Origin of the sequence: Paenibacillus chungangensis (genome assembly GCF_042675905.1) — a bacterium.
GTDB classification, from domain to species: Bacteria; Bacillota; Bacilli; order Paenibacillales; family Paenibacillaceae; genus Pristimantibacillus; species Pristimantibacillus chungangensis.
In genome coordinates, this window is record NZ_JBHTJZ010000011.1 from 68,937 (window position 1) to 94,450 (window position 25,514).

At 52.5% G+C, this 25,514-nt stretch carries 19 protein-coding genes and 2 pseudogenes; 11 read left to right on the top strand and 10 right to left on the bottom strand.

All coding sequences use genetic code 11. The features are described from left to right. Positions 1-13 precede the first annotated feature (13 nt). The 4 genes from ACFQ2I_RS09955 to ACFQ2I_RS09970 all read left to right on the top strand — a co-directional run bounded on the left by ACFQ2I_RS09955 (position 14) and on the right by ACFQ2I_RS09970 (position 5,208). Positions 14-1,891 (top strand): hypothetical protein, encoded by a 1,878-nt coding sequence (locus ACFQ2I_RS09955; RefSeq protein WP_377563949.1) that lies wholly within the window; start codon positions 14-16, stop codon positions 1,889-1,891. 4 nt (positions 1,892-1,895) lie between these two features. Beyond that, positions 1,896-2,936: an alpha/beta hydrolase family protein gene (locus ACFQ2I_RS09960; protein WP_377563951.1), complete on the top strand. Its 1,041-nt coding sequence runs from the start codon at positions 1,896-1,898 to the stop codon at positions 2,934-2,936. A 62-nt stretch (positions 2,937-2,998) separates the two neighbouring features. After that, on the top strand, positions 2,999-4,447 hold the full coding sequence (locus ACFQ2I_RS09965) for an extracellular solute-binding protein (RefSeq protein ID WP_377563952.1): 1,449 nt from the start codon (positions 2,999-3,001) through the stop codon (positions 4,445-4,447). A 152-nt stretch (positions 4,448-4,599) separates the two neighbouring features. Beyond that, entirely contained in the window at positions 4,600-5,208 is a 609-nt protein-coding gene (locus ACFQ2I_RS09970; RefSeq protein WP_377563953.1) for a Uma2 family endonuclease, read from the top strand. 186 nt (positions 5,209-5,394) lie between these two features. Here the strand turns inward: ACFQ2I_RS09970 and ACFQ2I_RS09975 are convergent, their stop codons facing one another. The 3 genes from ACFQ2I_RS09975 to ACFQ2I_RS09985 all read right to left on the bottom strand — a co-directional run bounded on the left by ACFQ2I_RS09975 (position 5,395) and on the right by ACFQ2I_RS09985 (position 9,212). Next, a complete protein-coding gene (locus ACFQ2I_RS09975) occupies positions 5,395-6,795 on the bottom strand; it encodes a sulfatase (protein WP_377563954.1) in 1,401 nt (466 codons plus the stop codon). 65 nt (positions 6,796-6,860) lie between these two features. Next, positions 6,861-8,063 (bottom strand): MFS transporter, encoded by a 1,203-nt coding sequence (locus tag ACFQ2I_RS09980; protein WP_377563956.1) that lies wholly within the window; start codon positions 8,061-8,063, stop codon positions 6,861-6,863. A gap of 159 nt (positions 8,064-8,222) precedes the next feature. After that, positions 8,223-9,212, bottom strand: coding sequence for a lipoate--protein ligase (locus ACFQ2I_RS09985; RefSeq protein ID WP_377563957.1), 990 nt, complete (start codon positions 9,210-9,212; stop codon positions 8,223-8,225). A gap of 188 nt (positions 9,213-9,400) precedes the next feature. Between ACFQ2I_RS09985 and ACFQ2I_RS09990 the strand changes: the two genes are divergently transcribed. After that, positions 9,401-10,375, top strand: a complete 975-nt coding sequence (locus tag ACFQ2I_RS09990) for an aldo/keto reductase (RefSeq protein WP_377563959.1) — start codon at positions 9,401-9,403, stop codon at positions 10,373-10,375. A gap of 895 nt (positions 10,376-11,270) precedes the next feature. Here the strand turns inward: ACFQ2I_RS09990 and ACFQ2I_RS09995 are convergent. Beyond that, on the bottom strand, positions 11,271-12,254 hold the full coding sequence (locus tag ACFQ2I_RS09995; protein WP_377563961.1) for a Gfo/Idh/MocA family protein: 984 nt from the start codon (positions 12,252-12,254) through the stop codon (positions 11,271-11,273). 90 nt (positions 12,255-12,344) lie between these two features. Here ACFQ2I_RS09995 and ACFQ2I_RS10000 point away from each other — a divergent pair, with 90 nt between their 5' ends. After that, positions 12,345-13,754, top strand: coding sequence for a hypothetical protein (locus tag ACFQ2I_RS10000; RefSeq protein WP_377563962.1), 1,410 nt, complete (start codon positions 12,345-12,347; stop codon positions 13,752-13,754). Between the two features lie 8 nt (positions 13,755-13,762). On the opposite strand, the gene ACFQ2I_RS10005 is transcribed toward ACFQ2I_RS10000, so the two are convergent. Both ACFQ2I_RS10005 and ACFQ2I_RS10010 read right to left on the bottom strand, forming a co-directional pair. Beyond that, complete coding sequence (locus tag ACFQ2I_RS10005) at positions 13,763-14,548, bottom strand: AAA family ATPase (RefSeq protein ID WP_377563963.1); 786 nt, start codon at positions 14,546-14,548, stop codon at positions 13,763-13,765. A 107-nt stretch (positions 14,549-14,655) separates the two neighbouring features. Further along, entirely contained in the window at positions 14,656-15,165 is a 510-nt protein-coding gene (locus tag ACFQ2I_RS10010) for a CYTH domain-containing protein (protein ID WP_377563964.1), read from the bottom strand. A gap of 363 nt (positions 15,166-15,528) precedes the next feature. Between ACFQ2I_RS10010 and ACFQ2I_RS10015 the strand changes: the two genes are divergently transcribed. Continuing rightward, a complete protein-coding gene (locus tag ACFQ2I_RS10015) occupies positions 15,529-16,296 on the top strand; it encodes a hypothetical protein (RefSeq protein ID WP_377563965.1) in 768 nt (255 codons plus the stop codon). Beyond that, positions 16,280-16,933, top strand: coding sequence for a hypothetical protein (locus ACFQ2I_RS10020; protein ID WP_377563966.1), 654 nt, complete (start codon positions 16,280-16,282; stop codon positions 16,931-16,933). Before ACFQ2I_RS10015 ends, ACFQ2I_RS10020 begins: the two co-directional genes overlap by 17 nt. A 140-nt stretch (positions 16,934-17,073) precedes the next feature. On the opposite strand, the pseudogene ACFQ2I_RS10025 reads toward ACFQ2I_RS10020, so the two are convergent. From ACFQ2I_RS10025 to ACFQ2I_RS10035, 3 genes and pseudogenes are all read right to left on the bottom strand, one after another. After that, positions 17,074-18,197: pseudogene (locus tag ACFQ2I_RS10025) on the bottom strand (slipin family protein). Positions 18,198-18,275: 78 nt separating this feature from the next. Next, positions 18,276-18,512 carry a hypothetical protein gene (locus ACFQ2I_RS10030; protein ID WP_377563967.1) on the bottom strand — a complete coding sequence of 79 codons (237 nt, stop codon included), beginning with the start codon at positions 18,510-18,512 and terminating at the stop codon, positions 18,276-18,278. A 314-nt stretch (positions 18,513-18,826) separates the two neighbouring features. Further along, positions 18,827-20,252, bottom strand: a pseudogene (locus tag ACFQ2I_RS10035) (RtcB family protein). Positions 20,253-20,502: 250 nt separating this feature from the next. Between ACFQ2I_RS10035 and ACFQ2I_RS10040 the strand changes: the two are divergent. Then, entirely contained in the window at positions 20,503-21,822 is a 1,320-nt protein-coding gene (locus tag ACFQ2I_RS10040; RefSeq protein WP_377563969.1) for a helix-turn-helix transcriptional regulator, read from the top strand. After that, positions 21,809-22,618 carry a WYL domain-containing protein gene (locus ACFQ2I_RS10045; RefSeq protein WP_377563970.1) on the top strand — a complete coding sequence of 270 codons (810 nt, stop codon included), beginning with the start codon at positions 21,809-21,811 and terminating at the stop codon, positions 22,616-22,618. The genes ACFQ2I_RS10040 and ACFQ2I_RS10045 overlap by 14 nt, the downstream gene beginning before the upstream one ends. 206 nt (positions 22,619-22,824) lie before the next feature. Here the strand turns inward: ACFQ2I_RS10045 and ACFQ2I_RS10050 are convergent, their stop codons facing one another. Then, entirely contained in the window at positions 22,825-24,684 is a 1,860-nt protein-coding gene (locus ACFQ2I_RS10050) for an FAD-dependent oxidoreductase (protein ID WP_377563971.1), read from the bottom strand. Positions 24,685-24,941: 257 nt separating this feature from the next. Here ACFQ2I_RS10050 and ACFQ2I_RS10055 point away from each other — a divergent pair, with 257 nt between their 5' ends. Continuing rightward, positions 24,942-25,460 carry a TlpA family protein disulfide reductase gene (locus tag ACFQ2I_RS10055; protein ID WP_377563972.1) on the top strand — a complete coding sequence of 173 codons (519 nt, stop codon included), beginning with the start codon at positions 24,942-24,944 and terminating at the stop codon, positions 25,458-25,460. Positions 25,461-25,514 lie beyond the last annotated feature (54 nt).

Below are 25,514 nucleotides of genomic sequence, written 5' to 3' on the forward strand. Positions count from 1 at the left end.
GGAGAGCGGTTCAATGAGCTTTACTGATCTGGGCATTCCTGTAGATGCGGTGGAATCGAGAACCGGGGCCGTATGCGTGAACTCCGCAGGCGACAGCCGCATCGTCATAGCTGCAAAAGGCTTCTTGCTCGTAGCGGACCCCGTATCGGGGGATTGCCGGCAGTTGTTCTTCCCCGACCATCATTCCGAATATCCATACGACACTTTCAGCAGCCGATGCGGCATGCTTTATGTGGGAGCCGGCAACAGATTTTACGTCTTCGATCCCTTCCGGCTCCACTATATAGACACGCTGTTCGCTGACGATGAGAACGAGCTCTGCGGCTTCAGCTACGCGGAGAATGAAGAAGGACATATCTACATGACTTCTTACCCGCAGAGCAAGCTTTACCGTTATCGACCCATTGAACGGGACTTCGTCTGTATGGGCAGTATGGATCCAGAGCAAAAATACCCTTCGCACATGGCTGTTGATGCCTACGGCTGGGTTTATATAGGTACGGGTACAACCAAAAAAAACATTGTCGCCTATCACCCTGCAGACAGCTCGACTCCTCGATCCCTGCTTCCAGATGAGCTCAGAACGATCGGCATCGGCGTCGTCAGACAAGCCGGTGCGCCTCAGGCGCCCTGCAATCGGGTATACGCTCAATTAGGCGAGCAATGGGTGCTGCTGGAGCAAGGGGGGATCGTCGGGCATGTGCGCGATGAGGAGGTCCCCGCCTCCTCATACAACGGAGCCAGCTTCGCGAAGTTCCATCGCCAGCTTCCCGGAGACTGGGAGCTCATTAGCCACAGTCTATCGAATAGGGAACTGCTATTGCGTCACCGCCATACCGGGCAAGCAAGGCGGATAGAGCTCCGCTATTCATCGGAGGGAGCGGCGCTGTCGCCGATTGTCGCCGGAGCGGATGGCTGCTTGTACGGCACGTCTAACCATCCGCTGCATTTCTTCACCTATCAACTGGTTGACCCTACTGGAGAATCCTCACACGATTCCCAAGCCGGAGATTCTTCCAGACTGCACAATCTGGGGCCTAGAATCGTAAAGGGCGGCAATCTGGCCGCTTATGCCGTGCAGAGGAATATTCTCGCAGGCGCTGCGTACCCTGGCGGAGGGCTGTATCTCTTCGACACATCGAAGCCATTGCATTCGGCGAATGCCGAGCCGAACGGTACGCTTGATGGCTTGCACAACCCGCGACTCGTCACCGAGCATATCGAAATTCATCGTCCCAGATGCGCCATTGCGCTGCAGGACGGTGAACATATCGCTTATGGCGGATTTCCGGGCTACGGCATGGTCGGCGGAGCACTATGCGTCTACCATCTGCCTACTGGCAAGGATCATCTTCTGCTGCATACGGAGCTGGTTCCCAATCAGAGCACAGTCTCTCTTGTCGAGACAGCTCCCGGCATTCTAATTGGCGGCACGAGCGTTGAGACGCCGGGCGGAGCGGAGCCACTATCGCCGACAGCGCGCCTATATATGCTTAATTGGAAGGAACGTGACGTGATGCGGATCTGGAAGCTTCATGACCGGATTCGCGAATATTCCCATCTTCTGATGGATGCAAGAGGCAGGCTGCATATCCTGACCTCTTGCTCCACTTATTATGTGTGGGACCCCGTGCATGAATCCATTGTGTGCGAGGAAGACCTGTCGGCATGGGGGACTGTTGTCAGACAAGGCTGGGAGATGAGCGAAGAGGACGATTGCATATACGGGGCGCTCAGCCAGGCTCTATTCCGCATCCCGCTTAGCAGCATGAAGCCCGAACGAATAGCCATCCCTCCAGGCCATGTTACAGCGGGCTTCGTCAAGCATAACACGGAGTTGTATTTTGCAATCTCCACCCATTTATGGAGATACACATTGCCAAAGAGGTGACATAATGAGCTATCAGCTATCACAGCTTTCCGAAGAGACCTTCCCACATCTTCTCAATGGTATTGCTGACCCGACCGCATGGGAAGCGAAGCGAGACCGCATTGCCGAAGTATGGCGCCAATACATCGGATGGATGCCTGATCGCGTGCCTTCCTCTTATACGGTTCATTCCGAGCATAGGGAAGGGGATCATATCCGCATTCATCTATCCTATGAGACTGCTTATCGCGATCTCGTCTACGCCTATTTGCTAATTCCTATCAAGAACGCAGCAAGCGAGTCGACGGAATCACAGCGGTATCCGGCTGTATTGGCGCTTCATCCGACCGATAGCAGAGGCAAGGCCGATATCGCGTTAAGTACGGGGAGAGAGGGACGTCAGTATGCGCTTGAGCTTGTAACCCGGGGATATGTCGTGCTGGCCCCTGACACCATCGCGGCGGGAGAGCGCATCTATCCGGGTACGGCAGCGTTTCAGACTGCACCGTTCTATGAACAATTTCCAGAAAGCACCGCAGTAGGTAAAATGATTCATGACCATAAACAAGGCATTGACCTGCTGCAGTCGCTCCCTTATGTGGACCCGGACCGGATCGGCGCCATCGGTCACTCACTCGGAGCATATAACGCTTATTTCCTGGCGGCCATGGATGACAGAATAAAAGCTGTCGTATCCAGCTGTGGATTTTGCCCATTCCTGTATGATCCCGATCCGAATCGTTGGGGACAGCGCGACTGGTTCTCTCATTTCCCTAGGTTAACCAATGCTATTCAAGAAGACCGGATTCCGTTCGAATTCCATGAAATAATGGCACTAATGGCGCCGACACCTATATTCAACTGGTTTGCTCAACAAGACAAAATATTTCCGAACTGGCACGCCGCCGCATTTGCTTCAATGGACATTCACCGCTTATATCAATGGATGGGACGAGCAGACGCTTACATCTCTTTAATGGGCTGTGAAGGTCATGATTTCCCCAAGCATATTCGACCCGTAAGCTATCAATTTCTTGATCACTGGTTAAGGAATTATGATGTATAATGTATATATCATTAGTCCATATAATGGATAAAAGCTGATTTAGATTTAGGAGCGGATGGATTGTGCTACGGAGAAAAGATGATTTTGCAAGGCGGTATGAAAAATTCAAAAATGATCTCCGAGGAGAGATAGTAAGCGGAACGATTAAACCAAACGAATTTATATTGCCGGAAAACACATTAAGCGAACGTTATCAGCTTAGTCGTGTCTCTGTCCGCAAAGTATTGGCGGAGCTCGTCGAAGAAGGGCTCATTGAGAAAATTTCCGGAAAAGGCAACCGAGTCACAGTTCCGGCTAAAGGATTGGAAAGCAAGGAAACGATAAAACTATCCTGGTTCTCTACCTCGTATGAAATAGATATTGTTCGTGAGATTATACAGCAATATGAGCGCTCTCAGCCATTCGCCAATATTGATTTGACGATCATTCCTGAATCAGGATATGTGGAAACGCTGACTCAGCTCATTGAGAATGATGATGGGCCAGACGTATTCATGATTTCCGACAGTCAATTTCGTGAATGGGTGGATATGGAGAAAACGCACCTTTTCCATCCCTACCTATCAGCTGACATGCACCCGGAAACGGACAGCTATCCAAGTGTATTCAACCTGTTTGAACATGAAGGACAGGCCATCATCACACCGTTCCTGTTCTCTCCGGTTGTCATCTGCTACAACGAGAATTTAATTGATCCCGCAAGCGTTCATGAGAAGCAGGCATTTGCCAATTGGGATACATTGCTGGAAACAGCCAAGATGAGTACGATTTATTCAGAAGACGACGAGCGTATTAATCACTATGGCTTTTGCTTCTCTTCATCACCGCATAGATGGCCCGTCTTCATGCTGCAAAATGAAGGGACTTTACTATCGGACAACGAGGAAAGCAATAGGGGCAATGCCAATACGATTGAATCATTGCAGTTCTGCCTTGATTTGATGTATAAGGAGCATGTGTCCCCGATTTATTCGCACGGCAGCGAGTTTTTGGCTGAATCGCTGTTCGCGAAAGAACGGGTAGCGATGATTCTGAGCACGTATTACTTTATGAACGAGTTCAGAGGTAGCTCGATTCCCTGGAACGTGAGGCTGCTGCCCAAGCAAAAAACGGAAGGCACACTCCTGCTTGGCGGCGGACTGGCGCTGAACAAGAAAAGTCCTCGGCGCAAGCTGGCCCAAAGCTTTATCGACTATATGGTCAGCGCGGAAGCACAAACGCTGTTGAAAAAGCGTGGTTGCACGATACCGGCCCGCAAGGAAATTGCGGAAAACGATAAGCTGTTAAATCCGCAAATTCATCCCAGGGATTATAATATTTTCAAAGAAATGATGCCCTATGCGGTTCCGCTGCTAAAACTGGGACTGTCCCATAGCGAGATCAATATGATGCGAAATGAACTCCAGTTAATGTGGATGAATATGGAGAGCCCTCGCGATGCTTGTCCCCGGATTGCAAGACTTATCCATGAACAGCGTGCTGCCGGCCGATATGCGAAGACCAGAGGCTGAACCTCTTATGAACGCTGCATCAATTGACAACCCTCGGCCAACCGGTCATAATGAAAGCAATAATTGCTTGAGGAAGCACCTCTGAAGATACGAGACACCTGTGTGTTTCTTCTTTAGGGGTGCTGTTCATATTGAGGGGGATGTTGATTGATATGAATCGCAACAAAAACGATGAAGATGCAAATCTCGCTAAAAATAAGGATAAGATCCGGGAACAGTCGATCACGTACGAGATGTATGCCGAGCTGCCGGACGACGGGCAACGATATGAGATTTTCGACGGAATATTGGAGATGATGTCTCCAGGGCCTTCGCCAAGGCATCAAGATGTAAATAGAGAACTGGAATTTATATTGATGCAGAGCTGCAGGAACGACTATCTCATTTATGATGCGCCTATTGATGTCATTTTAAGCGACAGGAATGTCGTTCAGCCCGATGTGCTAATGATTCATCGCAGTCGCCTGCAGATCATCACGAAGCGAGGAATCGAGGGGGCTCCTGATCTTGTCGTGGAGATCGTCTCGCCCGGCTCACGCAGCAGGGATCGCATCACGAAACTGAGGCTTTACGCCCGACATGACGTTCCCGAATATTGGGTTATTGATGCGGATTCACTCACGCTGGAGCAATACAGGCTGATCGATGGCGGGCAATATGAGCTGATTAACCTGTTCGAAGGAGACGATCGGGTTTATTCGGACAAGCTGCCGTGCGTCTCATTCTCCGTAAGCGAGATTTTCCGGGAAGTTCGCGGTTGAGACACTCATTAGATACGCCGTCAACGTCACGCGGTCATCTTCGCTTAGTTGAAACTGCAACTTATTCATAACATTTACCTCCTATGTTAAAAAAGCCACAAAACATAGGTATCCCTAGTATTTTGTGGCTCTGCTATTATGTCTCGGCACGCATTAGCCGCAGGAGCAATTATGAGCTCGGCTTCTTCAGCTATACGCCTCATTAGGCTGAGGAATTTTCGCCTCGACTGAATGCCGCCATTCATCCAACTTCCGCTTCATCCGCTCCGCCAGCTCCGGCTCTGTCTCGACCAGATTGCGACTCTCCTCGATATCCTCGCGCAGATGATAGAGCTCCAGACGTCCGTCCTCATAGAATTCGATCAGCTTGTAATCGCCCATCCGAACCGATGAGCCCGGCGTTCCGCCTTGATTGCCGTAATGCGGATAATGCCAGAATATCGCTTCTCTCTCCAGCGGCCCTGCGCCGCTAAGCAACGGCATGAGGCTCGTTCCGTCGATCGCATGAGACGGCTTCGCCCCCAGACCCGCGGCTTCCATGAAGGTAGGATACAGATCCGGTGTCGTAATGGGCTCCTCCGACACCCGTCCGGATGCAATGACGCTGGGCCATCGCATGATGAAGGGCTCGCGCACGCCGCCCTCGTACATCCAGCCCTTGCCTTCGCTCAGCGGAGCATTGCAGGTCGGAGAGCCTTCCGCCGTAGACAGGCCGCCGTTGTCGGAAGTGAAGACGATAAGCGTATTGTCCGCTTCTCCCGCTTCCTCCAGCGCATCCAGTAGCCGGCCAATGTTCCAGTCCAGATTATAGACCATCGCTGCATAGACGGGATCGGATTGCACCCGTCTGCGCGTCACCTGCAGATGCCGCTTCTGCTCCGTAGGGAAGGCTTCTCCCACTTCGAACGGCTGGATCTTATCCAGTCCCATCTCCCCCGCTTTCTTCCTGAAGCGCGCAATGTCCTCCTCCTTCGCTTGAATCGGCGTATGGACGGCATAATGCCACAGATTCAGGAAGAATGGACGTTCATCCTTCTGCCGGATGAGCGCAATCGCCTCGTCTGTAATCCGGTCGGTCAAGTATTCTCCCTCCGGCCCGTCCTTCAGTGCCGCCAGGCCGTATGGGCTGAAGTAGCCCTTCTTCGGACAGCCCCAGCTGCTGCCGCCGATATTGACATCGAATCCGTGCCGCTCCGGCTCATAGCCTTCTCCGCCCAGATGCCACTTGCCGACATGCCAGGTCCGGTAGCCCGCCTCCTTCAGCTCCGTCGCAATCGTCCGCTCTTGCAGCGGAAGCTGCTTCACATAAGGCACGTCGACCAGCTTGCCTCGGCACGGATGATAATTGCCCGTATCGTCGATCCAATCCGTCACGCCTACCGTCGCAGGATACTTGCCCGTCAAGGCACTCGCCCGTGTAGGCGAGCAGACCGGGCATGCAGCATAGCCATCTGTGAAGCGGATGCCCTCCTGCGCCATCCGGTCCAGATTCGGCGTCTCATAATAGTCGCTTCCGTAGCATTGCAGGTCCTTCCAGCCCATATCATCAATCAGTATAAACAGGATATTCGGTGCCGTACGCATCATGAACCTCTCCCTTTTCTCCAATGAATGTCTGCGTGCATAAGCACACCAATCCGTGTTCAGTTACTTCAATCGCTAATCCGTCTGGAGACGATCAGGTACCACCCCGTATATATCGCGCAGACGACGCCCAGAAATCCGAATCCCCCGAAGATGTCCAGAAGGGACGAAAAGTAGCCAAAGCCAAGCCCCGTCGCTGCCATTGCCGCATTCAACGCCAGCGATTGAAAGGAATCGATCGTCGCCCTCATGGAAGAGGAGCCGATCCGGTGATGCAAATACCCCGTCGCAAGCGGTTCGATCATGCCTGCGAACAGGCAGATGAGCACGATAGCGAAGATGCCGCTCTCATGACGGATCGCTCCCAGGAAGATGTAACCGGCAGCGGAGACGAGCAATGACACCGTTATCAACGTCCGATAGCTGAAGCGGTTCTTCAGCTTGTAAGCTAGCAAGCTGCCCGGCAACCGGATCAGAAAGATGATCGACGAGAATAGTCCGAACGCCAACAGCGGAATGCCTAACCGATCCAAGTAAAGCTGCCAGAACTCATCGATAAAATTGATAGCCGCTCCAATAAGCATGCCCGATAGCACGACAAGCGCAGCCCCGGGATGGGCACGGAAGAATTGGAGCGAAGCGGCTATATATTGCTTCATCGTTCCAGGTTCCGTCTGTGCGGCTTGACCGGCTTTCTCTCCTTCCGAATCGATAGCGCTGCTATCGGACTCTGCGAGCATGAGCGTCACAGCAAGACATACCGCCATACTGGAGAACGACAGCCAGTAATTGAGCTCGAAGCCGAATGAAGCCGCTAGCAGACTGCCGCATAGTGCGGCTACCATCGTGCCGGCAATATCAAGAGCGGCCAGCCGTCCCAGCACCTTCTCGAAGCTGGACTTCTTGCCTGCCAGCTGCAGCGATTCATAGAGCAGCGCATGCTCCGCTCCGCTGGCGGACGCTCTTCCTACCGCCGTCAGGGCGATGACGAGCGCGAAGTGCCAGAATTCCGTCGCGAACACCAGCAGCAGGAACTCCAGACATCCGATGATCGCCGACAGAACAAGCATCGGCTTGCGTCCCCATTTGTCAGCGAGTATCCCGGTCGGAAGCTCCGCCAGCAGTACGATTACAGCGAAGATGATCTCCGTATAGACAACGAGCGGAATCGTCATGCCCCGCTCTTCCCAGAATAGCCGTTCAATTACATATGCAGGAATCAAACTGTGAAAAAAACGTATGGCATAAAGCTTGTAAACGTTGGATGCCATGCTTCTCACAATCCTCTCTCATTCATTCTAAGGTTGGACTACGCCAAGCTTTGAAGAACGGAGGATCGCGTGAAGCTGCATCATCGCCATATTAACAAGGAGGTCTTGCCGCTCTCATGGAATCGCTCCTTTCCATTACGCTTTTCTTACATTATATGACTACATCAGCAGCCCAAGCCACTGTTCCTTAGTAATAGGCCCGAAGTAATACGGCAAGTCCAGCTGGTCGCTCCACTTCTGCAGTTCATCCGCATCGTACCGCTTGCCAATAAGCCCCGCAGCCACCTCGCTGCTCTCGCCCCGTCCGAAGTAATCGCCGAATATAGCGGCACCCACAATGATGCCGTCTTCTACCTGCAGACGTACATCGAACGTGCCGACGCCTTCAATCCGTTTGCGCTGCTGCATGTTGAACGCCGGGGAACGGCCATATGTCCACTCCCAGCTGCGATAGCGCTCATTCGCTAATTTTTGCACATTTTCCCAGTCTTGATCCATCAACTCATAGGTTGGAACTTCATCCAATCCTTCGAATATAGAGGCCAGTAGCGCCTGCCGGAACTGTTCTATCGCCATCGGCTCCTGCAGAAATTCTGAAATATTGGCGACACGGCTTCGGATCGATTTTGTCGATTTCGACACATATTTCTCTGCATTCACCTTCAGCGCGGAGATAACATTCTCGATCTCGGAATCGAACAAGAGCGTGCCGTGGCTGAACATTCTGCCCTTGGAGTGGAACTGCGCGTTGCCGGATATTTTCCGTTCGCCGACTTGCAAGTCGTTACGCCCCGTCAGCTCGGCGTCGACACCCATGCCCTGCAGCGCCTTCACGACCGGCTCCGTGAACTTCTTGAAGTTATGGAATGAGGCGCCGTCGTCGCGCATAATGAAGCTGAAGTTCAGATTGCCAAGGTCGTGGTAGACGGCTCCTCCGCCGGACAAGCGTCGTACAACGTGAATGTTGTTCTCCTTCACATACTCCGCATTGATTTCCTCGACCGTATTCTGATTTTTTCCGATAATAATGGACGGCTCATTGATGTAGAAGAGCAAGTAGTCGTCATCCGGCAACGACCGCAATATATATTCCTCCAGCGCCAGATTCAGCGCCGGGTCCGTATTCCCGTTGTTGCTTACGAATCGCATAGGTTGTTCCTCCAATAGCCACATATCTGAGTCGTTCATGGCTAATTATTCATGTCATCTGCATTATAGCCCCTCTCGCAATCCGCTTCAACTTGTCCTATACTGGTGAACAAAGGAAGAACGCACAGGGATGGTACAGATAAGATTGATCAGTCATTTACAGGTATAGTTGAAAGGAGAGTTGCGAGATGGAATACCGTCATCTGGGAAGCAGCGGCTTGAAGGTGTCCAAGCTCGGGCTTGGCACGAACGCATTCGGCAAGAGAGCCGACCGTCAGGCCTCAATCGACATGATCCGTTATGCAATCGATCAGGGAATAACGTTCATCGACACTGCCAACATCTATGCGGGTACGCAATCGGAGGAAATCATCGGTGAGGCGCTGCAGGGAGTGCGGCATGAAGTCATCTTGACGACGAAGGCGGGTCTGCCGACAGGTTCAGGACCATACGACAAGGGGTCTTCCAGGAGGCATCTTATGGGGGAGCTGGAGAAAAGCCTGAAGCGGCTTCGAACAGATTACCTGGATCTATATCAGATCCACACGTTTGATCCGGACACGCCGCTGGAGGAAACGTTAAGGACACTGGAGGATATGGTCGCATCGGGCAAGGTCCGCTATATCGGAGCGTCCAATTACTACGCGTGGGAGCTTATGAAAGCTCTCGGCATTAGCGATCGGCTCGGTCTGAACCGCTACGCCTCCATCCAGACCTGCTACTCGCTCGCCGACCGAACTCCGGAGCGCGAGCTGGTGCCCCTCTGTCTGGATCAGGGGGTCGGCATCATCCCGTACTTCCCGCTCGCGGGAGGCATCCTCACAGGGAAGTATCGTACCGAAGCCGAAGTTCCGGCAGGCTCACGGGCGGATACAGACCCGAACTTCCGGCGCTTCCTCAGCGAGGACGTAATGGCCCTGGGAGATGCGGTGGGACGGCTGGCGACAGCCGTCGGCACGACGCCCGGCGCATTATCGCTCGCCTGGCTGATGGCTCAGCCTGCCGTCTCCACAGTTATCGTCGGTGCGACGCGCACCAGCCAGTTGCAGGATAGCCTAGCCAGTGTATCGCTGAAGCTGAACGACGATGTGCTGGCCGAGCTTGACCGTGTGAGCGCCACCTTCCGCAGCGGCGAGCCGTTCGCGGTCTACAGGCTGACGTAGAGGAGGCACCGGCGGCAGGGCAAGTGCGTTGACAGTGCAGCTGATCGCGCTCCAGGCGGCGCGGCTTGTGCGCTGTCAGTGCTGCTGATCGCGCTCAGGCGGCGCGGCTTGTGCGCTGTCAGTGCTGCTGATCGCGCTACAGGCGGCGCGGCTTGTGCACTGTCAGTGCAGCTGATCGCGCTCCAGGCGGCGCGGCTTGTACGCTGTCAGTGCTGCTAATCGCGCTCAGGCGGCGCGGCTTGTGCACTGTCAGTGCTGCTGATTGCGCTCAGGCGGCGCGGCTTGTGCACTGTCAGTGCTGCTGCATACCCCATGGCATTTAAATGGATTTCATGCAGTTATTGACGATCCAAAGTTCAGACATAAACGATTTAATGGAAAAAGTACAGCTAGTTTGGGCAATGAAGTCTTGAAGTGAACTTCAAGACTTCATTAATGACATGAAATCCAGTTAGTCAGACAGAATCACCTATAATTCGTCATATTAACTACTATAAATCCAGTTAGTCTAATAACCGCATCCCCATATCATTCTGCTGGACACTTCAGTCCCTATTACCGCATCCCCATATCATTCTGCTGGACACTTCAGTCCCTATTACCGCATCCCCATACCATTCTGCCGGACATATCAGTCCCTATTACCGCATCCCGATACCATTCTAATGGACACTTCAGTCCCTATTACCGCTCACCTTACCGTTCTACTGGACATATCAGTCCCTCTTACCGCTCACCTTACCGTTCTACTGGACATATCAGTCCCTCTTACCGCATCCCCATACCATTCTGCTGGACACTTCAGTCCCTATTACCGCTCACCTTACCGTTCTACTGGACATATCAGTCCCTCTTACCGCTCACCTTACCGTTCTGCCGGACACATCAGTCCCTCTTACCTGTCTGCCGGATACACCAGTCCCAATTGCCGTCTCGCTTCATCCATAATCTCCAAGGTGAGCATGGATACTTCATGTGTGTTCACCGCAGATTCCATGCGTCCTTCCTTGATCAGGGAGATGAACTCCGCCACTTCGTAGTACATATTGTGCTCCACCGTCGGCTTCGACAGCTCCTCCGTGCGTCCATCGCGATAAGCGAGCGTAATCCCCGTCGGTTCGCTAATCTTGTTAATGATGAGACTGGCGTCCTCCCCTTGAATTTCCGCTGGCAGCGACGAATGCGTGATCTTGGAATACATCAACACCGCATCCATATGCTCATATTCCAGCAAAATGCTGCCCTCGCCGTCGACGCCACTCTCCAGCATATACCCTGTCGCCTTCACCGCCTTCGGCTTGCCGAATAGCACCACGGCTGGATAGATACAGTAAATGCCGATGTCTACTAATGCACCGTTAGACAGCTCCGGCTTGAACGCATTCATCACATTGCCCGCCTTGTAGGCATCGTATCTGGAGGAATATTGGCAGAAGCTTGCGAAATATCGGCGCACCTGGCCAATTCGCCCAAGATTCTCCCTCAGAGCTCCAAATCCCGGCATGAACGTAGACTTTACCGCCTCCATCAGCAGGACACCGTTCTCCTTCGCGACGGCGATCATCTCTGCGAACTCGCGCGCATTGGAGGCAACCGGCTTCTCGCACAGCACATGCAAGCCATGCTTCATGGCATCCATCGCTTGCGCCGCATGGAAGCTATTAGGACTGGCGATATAGAGCGCATCGATCTCCCCGCTGCCGAACATCTCCTCCATATTCGTGAAAACATGCGGAATGCCGTGCTTGTCCGCGAACGCTCTCCCCGTCTCCTCCTTGCGCGAATAGACCGCCTGCAGCCTGAACTCCTCATGCAGCCGAGCTCCCGCAATGAAGCGGTCCGTTATCCAATTGGTTCCGATTACGCCAAATCGTATCATTGCTGACATCTCCTTCTTTGACAAGCATCAATCTTCTAGTATATATTGGGAAGCTAGTACAACTATTGTTATCATCAGGGGGGACAACTCTTGGATTCTCTCATCTTATTTATTATCGGAATCCTGTTTCATATCGCGTTATGGACCGTTCTTATCGGCTCCAGCAAGCCGAAGGACAATCTATGGTTCGGCGTTACTTGGCCGAAGAAGGCGCTGGCCGATGAACAGTTGTCACGATTGCAGCAAGAATACCGCAAATCTATTACCATGTACAGTATCACTGCATTCGTAACGCTGCTGCCGATTTTTCTGCTTGGCGGCTTCTTTTCGCTTGCCTTCATTTACTTGCTGCTATGGACCGTCAGCCTTCTCTACACTTCCACATCCGCGTTCAAGCGCATTCACCACCGGGCTATTCTGCTCAAGCGCAACAACAAGTGGTTCGTAGGCAAATCCCGGACGATCAACATCGCCGGCGATATTCAACGCTATACAGCCATGACTCCGCTATCCTTCTATTGGTTCCTCATTCCGGCAGCGATGTCGATCCTATTGATTGTGTTGTCGCTCGGCAATGATAACTTCCTGCTCCGCATGACCGGAGTCGCTTCTCTGACCATGACCGGCGTTGTCTTCGCCATTAACAGGGCGTTCACAGACAGCAGACCGCGCGCATACAGCCTTAATCCCACAGCCAATATCGCCATTCACCATGCCGCCAGACGTTACTGGTCCATACTGTGGCTGGGCATGGCCATCTTCGAAGCGGCGAACGCATTTATCGCCTATTATGTGCTGTCGCAAGGTAACTCGACAAGTCCCGAACTGTGGATGGGCGGGGTATTCGTCATCTCGCTCGTACCGATCATGGCTATCTACTACGTGCATAATCTCATTCGCAACCTGCAGTACCGCTATGCCAATACGGACGGAATCAGCTACCAGGCGGACAATGACGAGCATTGGCGCTACGGCATTCATTATTATAACAAGGCTGACAGCAAAGTGTGGACTAAGAAGCGGATAGGCACAGGCTATACCGTCAATATGGCAACCGCTGGAGGCAGAATGACCTTCTACGGCGTACCGTTGCTCATGCTTGCCATTCTCATTCCCGTCACAGCCATGATTGTGCGAGCTGATACATCGGCTCCTGCGCTTGCAATAGACGCAAACGGAACGGTAACGATACAGGATACCAGCTATCCTTATACATTCCAGCTTGATGATGTGATAGAGATTCATCTGGAAGACAAGATGCCAAGCGGCTTCAAATCCGACGGCATCGCTACTTCCGCCTACGCCAGAGGCAACTTCAAGCTGAGCGAGCTGGGCAAGGCCAAGCTGTACGTATTCAAGAAGGCTCCGCCATTCATCGTCATGAAGCTGGACGAGCTGCATATTGTATACAACGAAGAAGACCCCGAAGCGACGAATCAGCTCTACGAAGAGCTTCGGGAGCGCATGCGGATGACGGATAGTTCAACAGAAATCGATTGAACTGCCGCTCACTCCTCGTCGCTGACCAGCAGATCGCGGAGCAGACGTTGCGGATTGTTCATGAATTGTCTCGTGATCGCCACATGCTCCGTCTCCTCCCAGCTGACTTCGTCTATCGCATCCTCGTTCAGTTGATAGATAATTGCGTCGGGATACGCCATTAGAATCGGCGAGTGCGTAGCGATAATGAATTGAGAGTTGCCCTCCACAAGCTGATGCATGCGGGCGAGCATCGCCATCTGGCGGGAGGGGGATAACGCTGCCTCCGGCTCGTCCAGAATGTACAGGCCGTTCCCGCTGAACCGATGCAGGAATGTCGCGAAGAACGACTCCCCATGCGACTGCTCGTGCAGCGACTTGCCGCCGTACGATTCAATGATGGGCGGACCGAAGGAGTGTTCCCGGTCCATCTCATCGATACTGGTCGCCAGATTGTAATAGCTCTCCGCACGGAAGAAGAAGCCGTCTCTCGGTCTTCTTGGCCCTTTCACTGTACGTAAGTATTCATGCAGCGGGGAATGGGTCGCCGCTGTCTCGAAGGTGAAGTTCATCGTTCCCCCTTCCGCATTGAACCCCAGCGCCACGGCGATCGCTTCGATCAAGGTCGACTTGCCCGCTCCGTTCTCTCCGACGATGAACGTCACCTTGGGATGGAACGCAAGCTCGTCGAGATGCCGTACAGCATCCAGGCTGAACGGATACGACTCGAAGGAAGGAACCTGTTCCCGTAGCAGATAGACCTTCCGCAAGTAATGACCCAACTCATACAGAGACACCTCTACACCGACCTCCATCTCGCTTTCACATCACTGTCATACAAACCAATCCAATCCAATACCCGCTATCAAACCTGCTTTTATCCGGTTGTCTACCATTGCATATCTCTATTATTCGGAGTTCGCTAATTCCCGCTCCACTTCTCCCCTTGCAGCTGCTTCCACACGGTTTTGTTGCTGTATTGCTTCTGCGAACTGATATCCTCGCCGAACCATTCCGGCGCGACGAACGCCTCCGCCTCCTCTACAGAGTCGAATTCCACCTCCAGCACAGCCAGTTGAATCTGGTCGTACATATCCATTTCCACCGTTCTCCCGTTCCACTGCGCGGTTAGGCGGTTTTTCGTCAGAGGCGTATAGCCGAAGGCGTTCATCACCTGCTCATAGATGCCTTCCGATATGTCGTATTCCACTTCTTCACGTACAAGTCCGTTGCCACGCTTGAACGTATGGGTGTAGGTCACTTCTCCTGTACCCATATCCGTAATGCGGCGGACTCTCAGCTCCTGCTGCTCGTCTATCGCGATATAAGTTTGTTCAATCCGCTGCTCCGACACCAGCGCAAGCTCCCCGGAATCCAGCTTGTCCAGTGACTGCTGCGGCAGCAAGTACTTTTTCTCTATCTCCATTCCCATCTCATCCACTCCTGCTCATAATGACTTATTACTCTCACTGCTAAGGTTTATGAATTGAATGTACCAAATGACAATCTGGGAAGCAACTTTTAGATAGACATAGTTGAATCCAAAAAAATTCCAAATAATCCACTTGTAAACTGCTACCTAGTCACTAATACGAGTGTTTTACTCAATAGAGGGGTTACTTACACCTCTATATTGTATCAAGCAGACTGAGTGTATTTCTTTCACGCTATTGTAAAAAAGCGTGAATCTGCAGAGGAAGGAGTTGATTACATAAATTCATTTTACAGATGAGTAGGGTTCAAAGAAAAGTTGTGATTTTGGAGGACATTTCTCGTTGTCGTTATCACCTTCTCCATGCTACTTACTTTTTCTTTGCCACCAGCTTCAGCAACAGAAACAACACCTGACCTCCCAGCCAATGCCGATCTTATTGTCAAGGAAATTATGGAAGGGCTATTGGCGGATCAGGTTCAACCGTTATCTTTTTCCAGTGATGATGAACCTCAAATTGTGGAATTAGATCAGGGATATGGCGTTCAGATTGAAACTAAAAATTCCAATGACGAGACCTCTTTGACGACAATTATTCCCTACAAAGTTGATGAAAATGACAATTTGATAAACAGTTTTGAATACTTAGCTGAGCAGAATGACGTCATCCGACCAATGGCCGAATCAACCGTTCCGACAACGTTCGTTGATGTGACTCTCACTGTTAAGACATATTACGCACATTATTTTTCTTTGACAAATGTTTCAAATTTTTATCGTCATGCAGGAATTGAAGCTTGGTGGTCTTCCAATAACTCGACAGTCAGCGTATCGAGTATGACCGTCAATTATGAAACCGCCGGAGAACTGTATCGTTATCCTGACTGCATCGATGGATCGCTCAGTTCGACGAAAGTGCAGGACTATTATTACAAGAAAAGCAGTATTGTAAAATCGAATCCGACAAAAGACAACGTATACATTGATGGCAATAACACCATGCCGTTTGACCGTGTTGTATTGTTAACTGACTATTTCAATCATGGGGGCCTCATTTATCTGAGTCTTACTTATTCAGTTAACGGAAACACGCGCACCGATGACAGGAGTTATTATGTTTATTCAAAATAGAAAAGAGCTGGTACGTATTAGAAAAAATAGATCATTATTTAGTGTTAGTCTACTTGCTTTACTAGTGGCGATACTAATTGCGGGGTGTGCTTCTAGTAACAAACCTTCTAAGGAACAAACCTCTACCAATCAATTGGATCAAGTTGTTGTTAATATTCATAGCGATGGGAATTACGTATTTGAGGACCAAGCCTGGATGACATCCAAAGAAGATGTTATGAAGGCAAAGGGCTTCAATCAAGCAGATGTTAACGGGAAAGATAGGTTAATAGCCAAAGGAGAATTTCCTTTGGATGAATCTTTCAATCAATTAGTGATATACAACTTTGAAGACGATCAGCTTGTATCCGGTGAGTATCTCTTTTCTGTAGCTGACAAAGAGCGGTTTACAGCCCTCTCTAAAGAGCTAAAGATCCTATTATCATCATCGTTGGAAGCGCCAATTTCAAATGACTTGAGCCTACTCGATGAAGCCGCTTCAGCTGCGCAGGAAGGAAAGCATGTGATGTGGGAAGGTAAAGACAAAAGCAATTTGCGCTTAAACGTGCTGACAACAACCAATGTTGGAAAAATGGAATACTTATTGCAGATTCAGAGCAATTCCCCACGTCCCGCAAAGAAAACACTTCATTCATAAAGGCCATAAACATGGGCTGGCCCTGTCATTTACATGATAGGACCAGCCATTTTTGTTCAACTCAATAGACAATAGCCAAAGAGCAGTCACAGACATCTTGACTGTTCTTTAGCTTTGCCCATAACGTCTTGCTCTGTCCATCACGCCCCTGTGCCTCTTGAAGTCTTGGCGCTCAGCAGCGAATTCAGCTGCTCCAGCAGGTTGCCGCCGCCAGTCAAGGAGATGTGGCCGATCTTGTCGCATATTTTCTCCAGGAACTCCAGCTCCTTCAGCCGGAACACAGCGTCTCGTTCTCGTCCATCAACTTCGCCGTATTCAGCAAGCTGCGGGTGGAAGCCGTCTCCTCCCTGCGAGTAATCAGATTCGCCTGCGCTCGCTTCTCCGCCAGCAGCACCGTGTTCAGAATATCCTTCACCTCGCCGGGCAATATGATATCCTTCAGCCCAGCCGACAGAAACTGGATGCCGTAATCGCCGCTCTTCTTCTCCAAGCGCTCCAGCACGAACGCGCCGATCTCCTGCTTCATCCGCAGCATATCGTCCAGCTTCATCGTCCCCACATACTCCCGCAGAATAAGCTGCAACAAGATGTACACCTGATCCTCTAGATGCTTCACTTCCAGTGCCTGGAGCGGATTGACGACCCGATATTGGCAGACAAAATTGAGCCTTAGCGTCACTTTGTCCTCCGTCATCAGTTCTTGTCCGGTCATGTCCAGCTGCTGAATACGCAGATCGGCGGTGCGGACGGCCACTTGCACAGGCCCCTTCCAGAAGCAGTATCTCCCCGGCGCCAGCTCCCGCTGCAGCACATTGTCGTAGAACAGCAGACCCGTCTCATGGCTTCCCACCTCGAACGATTGCACATAACGGGTCAATCGGGGCAATATCGCCTTGTTCATATCGGCGCCTATTTCCGGCTTACGGGTGTCTACTGCAACGAAGTGATGCTTCTTCATCGTGTTCCAAAATGCATACACGCCCGGCGTCAACAGCCTGGCGAACCGCCCGTCCTCATCATGCAGCACATACTCATGATCCTGCACCTCGACTACCTCAAGCTCCTGCATCAGCTCGGTATCCTGGAGGAAGACATCCAGCTCCTTGCCAGGTACGAGGAACGGCTGCGCCATGTTCATGGCGAGCATAGACTGTTCCGACCATTTGGTGAACCGGTATGTGCCCGGCCCCACATGCTTCACATAACTCCCGTTTTTGAACAGCAGCCCTCTCTCATCTCGGCCGATCGTCACTTTTTTCAACATAATGCTTGCACCCCTTTTCAATTTCATTGATAGCAAAATATCATTTCAAGGCTGGAATAGCCCTATTCAGCAAAATCGTCATCTGGTCGACCGCGCTGCGGGAATGATCCTGCCTTGCAAGGCGGAATACGGTTTAAGGGGGAGAGCGGCATCCCATTGACTGCCCCGTAGACTGACGGCCCTCGAAGCCCGACTTCGGTTCTTAACCCATCTGTGTCCGTGACAGCTTGCCGGAAGACGCTTCTCTTCCCCGGTATCCACCGATTGCGAAGCCCGCTCGGCAGTGGACAGCGGCATGGCCGCTATCCTGATCATTTCCGCGCAAAGTCTCTTCATCATCCATTCATTGTTCTCGATTGAAAGTCGAGTACTCTACCATGAGTGTATCGCCCTGAATGCGACCGGGAATCGAACCCGAGACCAATATCCCACATATTGGAGGTTAGCGCCCCGCAATCCATACAGCATACAAGCGCACAGAGTGCGCCTGCACTGCGGAACCTAGTGATGTTCCTGCCCGGGTATGCCGCTGACAGACTGCTAACCGAAATCTATCATGAAAATCTCTTCTGGAGATTGTTCATTCCTTCATAATCAAAACTCGCTTCGGAAATGGTTGGTTTTATCGCCTAAACACCCTTCACTACCGCTAACGGCTTACACTTCGCCACAACATCCGCGAGCATAGCGCCCGTGACGCTGTCAATGATCTGATCGACATCCTTGTAAGCCTGCGGACATTCATCCAGTATCGTCTCCAGCGTGCGGTGGTTGACCAGTACTTCTTCCTCGGTGCCCACCTTCATGGATTGACGGAATTCATCCACCGTGACTAGCTCCTTCGTCGCCCGGCGGGATCGGATACGGCCGGCGCCATGGCAGATGGAGTAAAAGTTCTTCGCGCCTTCCTCCCGGCCGACCATAATATACGAGGCGGTGCCCATGGAGCCCGGTATGAGAGCTGGATGGCCCGTCGTCTTGTAAGCCGGCGTGTTCAGGAAGTGTCCCGGCGGCAGTGCGCGCGTCGCTCCCTTGCGATGCACCAGCATAAGCTCCTTGCGGTGAAATTCCTGCAGTGCATAATTATGCATCAGATCGTACAGCACCGGCAGCTCCATCTTCGCATCCAGCACATCGCGGAACGCCTGCTGCACGCCGAAAGCGATCATATGCCGGTTGCTGACGGCGAAGTTCAGTGCGGAGTACATCAGATTCAGATACCGCTTGCCTTCCGCGCTTGCGACAGGGGCATAGATCAATTGCGGGTCAGGATTCGTAATGCCCCAAGCGTCCATAGCCGCCTTGATCTCTTTATTATGCTCGCGGCCCACCATCGCGCCCCATGCTCGAGAGCCGGAATGAATCATGACGACAACCTGCCCGTCGAACATGCCCCATTGCTCTGCAAGCTGCCGCATACCTTCCGGTATTTCCAACGCTTGCAGCTCGATGAAGTGATTGCCGCCCAAAATCCGCAAGCGAGCCCAGTTGCCCGTGGGCATGCTTGCGGATTTTGGGCGGCAGCTGCTCCAGATACTGCTGATCGTATGCAAAGGCTGCATGCTCGACATGCGTCAGCCAGCGCTCGTTCGGCACATATTTCTCCGGCAGTCCCTTCAGCCCGTGGCGGACTACCTCCATAATGTCGATATCTGCGTAATTTGTATTTGTCCGCTCATTCGTCGGGACGTATTGCTCAATCGCGTTCATGATCGCTCTGCGCAAGCTCTTATCCATCAGATCCCGCTTATGCAGCGGGGTAAGGTGGACCCTCATGCCGCAGCCGATATCGGAGCCGACGATCGATGGCGATACGCAGCCATCCTTCATTCGCCATACCGCCGTCGTGCCTATGCACGTTCCGACGCCCACATGAGCGTCCGGCGTATAGCTGATATATTGGTTGCGCGGAATGCGCAGGTTATTGTCCGCCATCTCGTACACTTTGCCCTCGAACGTACCGAACACTTCCTCGTTAGCGAAGACATGCAGCTTGCCATTGTTTAGTTCCCATTCGTAGTGATTATTGCCGTGGTATTTATATTGATGGTTCATCGTGTTGATTCCTCCCGTTACACTCCCGCGGTCATCTGGGGTGGCGTATGCATTACACAGCCAGCTTCTTATCTTTGCCAGCCGCCCGCCGCTCGCTCTTCCCCGCTTGCCGCTTCCTGTTGCCTCTATGATGCCTGAATTCTCCTCCTGCGAACATGGTGAAAGTATTACGACTTGGCAAATTTCTGCACGCATTTACTCCCTTCTTCTTCTCCTGCTACAATAGTCTGGAAAGGAGCGATGTAGGCGGATGGCCAGAGAAAGCTTCGATAGAGAGATTCAATACTTGCGCATGCTGGCGCTCACTAGCGGCGCATACAACCGCCAGCAGTATGCGGAGCGCCTCGGCATCTCTGTGCATACATACGACAAGATGGCCCGGCGTCTGAAGGAGATCGCAAGCACCGTTCAGCAAGCGGGACCGGATAAGGCCGACAAGGACTTCGGCGATATGCTGCGCTACAGCTATCCCGATTCCGCGGATCCCATGCTGCTGTTCCTGTTCCGGGGGAAATCGTTGAAGGAATCCGAAAGCCAGCGCTTGTCTCTTCTGCTTACGGCCATGCAGGACAGCCCGCAGACTGCGCTCCAGCTGCTGGACATCTGCTGCGAGGGAATGGATGAAGTTCTTTCCTTACCGGACGAGAAGACGATTCGCGGCGACCTGAAGTATCTGGAGGGTGTCGGTGTTATTCAGAAGCTGGGAAGCTCGCGTCCGTATCGCTATCAGCTGCGCAACGACTGGATCAGCGAGCTGACTGCGGACGAGCTGCTGGACCTGTACGATTTCGTCGACATTATGGCCAACACCCAGCTCCCCTCCGTGCAGGGCTATCTGCTTCGGGACAGTCTGAAGAAGCAACTGCTTCGGGACGGCTTCAAGGATGATCACGACGGGCTTGAAGCCGCGTTGTACAAATACCATTTCTACTCCCGCATTCTGGACGAAGCTCATCTGTTCAGCCTGCTGCAAGCGATCGAGGAGCGGCGCCGCGTCTCTTTCCTGTACTTCACCCCGAAGCGCGAGACAAGCTACGCCTCCCGCAATACGAATCCGCTCTACGAGCGGGATAACATGGGCAAGCAAGTGTCGCTTCTCCCGTTGAAGATTGTCTATGACCATCAGTACGGCAGATGGTATCTGCTAGGCTTCAGCCGCGGACTGAACGTGCAGAAGTTCCGGATGGAGGGCATCACGCAGCTGGCTGTCGCGGATGTCGTGCCGGAGGACGAATATTTGGAGAAGCTGGAGCTGCTGGAACGGCGCGTGAAGCATAGCTGGTTAATCGATACGGGCCGCAAGGTGCTCATTCGCCTGAAATTTTACAATCCGGGACCGTCTATCCCGAACTTCGTGAAGGACCGGGTGCGGCATCAAGGCCAGTGGGGAACGATTACCGAGGAGCAGGAAGAGGGATTCATCTACGAGATTGAAGTGAACGGAACGACCGAGATCAAGCCATGGATCAGAAGCTTCGGCTCCAGTTGCGAGGTGTTGGAACCGGCTTGGCTGCGGCAGGAGCTGACCCAGGAGTGGAAGGAGATCGGAGCATACTATGAGCCTCTTTGAGAAAATATTCAACTATCAAATTCTGTCGCGGCTGCATGACAACGGCACCTTCATGACGACATCTCATGAGCGGAGCTGGCTGAAGGGGATGCTGGAGCACGAAGCGGCGGACGAAGCCTTGCTGCCGGATACACTGGACAAGCTGAAGCGGCACTTGGCGGAGGAGGCCATGCCGGATTGGGATCGGCATCTGCTCATGAAAGCGGCAGGGCGGGAGACGCAAGTCTATCACCCGCTTATTCGCCCGCTGCGAAGAGCGATGCTGAAGGGATGCTTGCTGCAGCTGGACTACGGCGTGAAGGATGGGCGATGCCATGAGCATGTTGCCGCCCTCCCTTACAAGCTGGAATATTCCATGGTGAAGCGAGAATGGTACTTGCTCTGGCTTCACGTACGTCTGCGCATGATGATGAGCACCCGGCTTAGCAAAATAGTGGCGTTCCGCGAGACGGAATGCCCGCAAGAACAATATGCGGAGCTGCTTGCCACCGTCAAGAAGCGGTTGGCAGGCAAGCAGACATCGGCTGTTATCCGCATCGTGCCGGAATATAATGAGGAGCTGTCGCGCATTCTGTACGCTTTTTCACCTTTTGAACGCGATATTGATTACGACGAGGAAGCCGGCGAATACCGGATTACGCTCTATTTCGCCAAAGATGAACTGGAATATGTGCTGTCGAAGCTGCGCTTCCTCGGCAAGCGGGTGCAGGTGATTCAGAATGATCGGCTCATTCAGCGGATGCGCCAGACGGTAGAGTGGGTCATGGAACGATATAGTGAGGAGAGGGAGTCATGAGGGGTTCGTCGACAATATCCTATGCCGATGGTCCGCCCCCACAATGGTAAGTGTGGGCGGTCAGCGTACGTTTGGTGCGGCTATGTGACCATTTTGAGCGATAGAGAGCGACTTTGCGACGGACGAGGCACTCTTGGTGGGCGAAGCTATCTAGACGAGCACGAACGCCGCTACGCAACACACTTGCCGCGTCCCCTCAACCCACTCTACTCATATACCACGCCGGCATAATGCTCAAGCACATCTCTGATGAGCAGGAACGCTTCGCCATTCGTTAATGCAGATTGATTACTCAATGATGCCACTCGCTCGCGGCTGAGCCACCCCTTATCCTGCAGCACATCAAGCGCATGTTCCCGATCCGTCTTCACCCCTGCTGCCAAGCACATGACATAGGCTGCCTCCTGCAAGCTCAGCGCCTCCCCTGTGCCTATAGCCGATGCCTCCCGAATCCCCTCGCCCTTCACGCCATCAGACAGTCTTCGGAAATAGGGCGGATGTATGATCGCCAGCTTCCCTAACATCTCTTGAAAACGACGCGTACCGGCAGTCCCGTCCAAGTTCCAACGATCGTTCCCGTAACCGCCCGTCGTCAGGTTCATGCTAACTGCGGCGAGCAAGCCGGGATATGCCGGATGCTGCCGGTACGCAGGCTCAGCCAACTTCTGCATGACAAGCTCCATCCCTTGCGAGACAAGCCGCTCCTGCAGCGTACGGATGGCCTCCTTCGACCGTGACAGCTCGCGGACGGACATCCCCCGCTCCAGCGCCAGCTTCGCGGCGGCTCCCGCCGCTTGCCCCGTTGCCATGCCCAATGGAATGACACGTGCACTTCCATGCGGCAAGGAATCGAAGCTGGCAGAGCGGCCCACGACGAGCAGATTATCGACCTTAAGCGGCACCAAAGTGCGGTACGGCACGCCATATTGTAGCGGCGCCATCATGACCGCGCCGTTATCGCCACGATCCAGCCGTTGAATGTCCACCGCATAAGAGCCATAAGCGATGGCATCCCAATGATCGCGATTCTCCATCACATCCGCCATTGTGAGCCGGTATTCTCCCTGTATGTGCCTCGACTCCCGAACGTATAGCTCGGGAGCGGTTCCCGCATAGTCAAGTTGCTTCAATTCTTTGAAGGTTCGCTTCAAATAGGCAGCGATTTTGGGTGCTTCCTCGCGCCCAATCCGCATCCCCTCTGCCCGCGATGAGACATCCAACGGGTCAATACCGAATAGATGCATCGCATTGATCAGGACAGTGCCATCATTTTGCCGTCCGATGTTCAGCCCGCGCAGCGCTACCCGCTTCGGACGCGACGAGACATAACGGCTCGCCTCGGGGAATCCCCATGCGCTTCTGTCGTCTCGCCCCGTATCCTTGCGCCGGCCGATCGCCTTCCAGCCTTCGTCAGTGATGCCACGCATCTTGAAGACGAGAGTAACGGCCATTCTGGATGATGGGTCGCCCAGATCCTCGCGTCCCACCGTATAAGGCACGCCCGCCATCGCAGCAATATCCGCATCCTGTGTCGCATCAATGACCACGGAAGCATGGACCTGCTCCGCTCTCCCCGCCGCATCCACTAGCTTCAGCCCCTCCAGCTTCCCCTTGCGCACAATCGGCTCCCAATCCTGCAACTTCAACTTGACTATAATATTCTCCTCTTGCTCCACCAACTGGCGGAATGCTCGTCCTGCGGAGACTACATCAATCGATGTACCCTCCAGACGATCATACCATTCCTGAAAGATCCCTCTGTTCAGAAAACGTTGCCCGTTTTGTCCTTGCTTCTTCGCTGGAGAATAGTTCAAATCCAGCGAGTTCAACCAGCCTAGCGTAATGAGCCCTCCTAGCTGTTCACGTCCCTTACCGTCCACCAACAGCACCTTCAGCCCATTCCTCGCCGCAGATACGGCCGCCGCTATCCCTTCCGGATCCGTTCCCGCCACGATAACGTCATAGCGTTTCTGATAGGACTGCGCATTAACGGGAGTCACTGGAGCAAGCAACATGAAGAGAAGCCCCGCTAACACACATCCAACTGTCACCTTTCTAAACTTCATGCTTCCATCAACCTCCCAGCCCATGATCTTCCGACTCGCCACATCGCCTACAGCTCCACATCCATGCACTTACCTGCCTCCAACCGAGGCCGCATCGTCTGCGATTTTCCTTACATCGGTATATTTCCCTGCCGAAATTCCATAAATTCAGAAAAGGCCAGAATAACTAGAAACAGCCTTCCAACAGGTATTTCTTACACAGTTTTTCCAGTATAATGATAATACTGTGACAGTTGAATGGGATGAATACTGATCAGATGAATAAAAAAATCTGGAGCGGCATCATAATCGGATTAGCTTTAGTAGCCTGCATATTAATCATCATTAACAACTCTGCTGAAGAGCCCAAGCTTAGCAGCAGCTCCTTCAATGGGATCACATTGAACAGCCTGAAAGACAGCAAGGCGGTGGATGTCAACTATGCCGACAAACCGACTGTCCTCTCCTTCTTCACCTCCTGGTGCACCTATTGCAATAGAGATGCTCCGAAGGTGGTAGAGCTTCATGAGAAATATAAGAATAAAGTGAACGTATTTGGTGTGAATTTGATCGACAGGGATCAGCGTAAAGAAGTATCAAAATATGTGGAGCGCCATGAAATTCCTTATCCCGTCCTGCTGGACACGAATGGAGACGTGTTCAGGCAATATAACGGAAGAGGCTTTCCGACGCTTTACTTCATCGACCGGAAAGGCCAAGTGATCGATGTGATTATTGGGAGCAGCGAGCTGGATACGATTGAGGAAGCTTTCAACAAGTTGGCGAAGAACGGATAGCTTCATGTCTTCTTAGTACCGAAGAACCGATAGCATCACATATCTTCTCCCGAC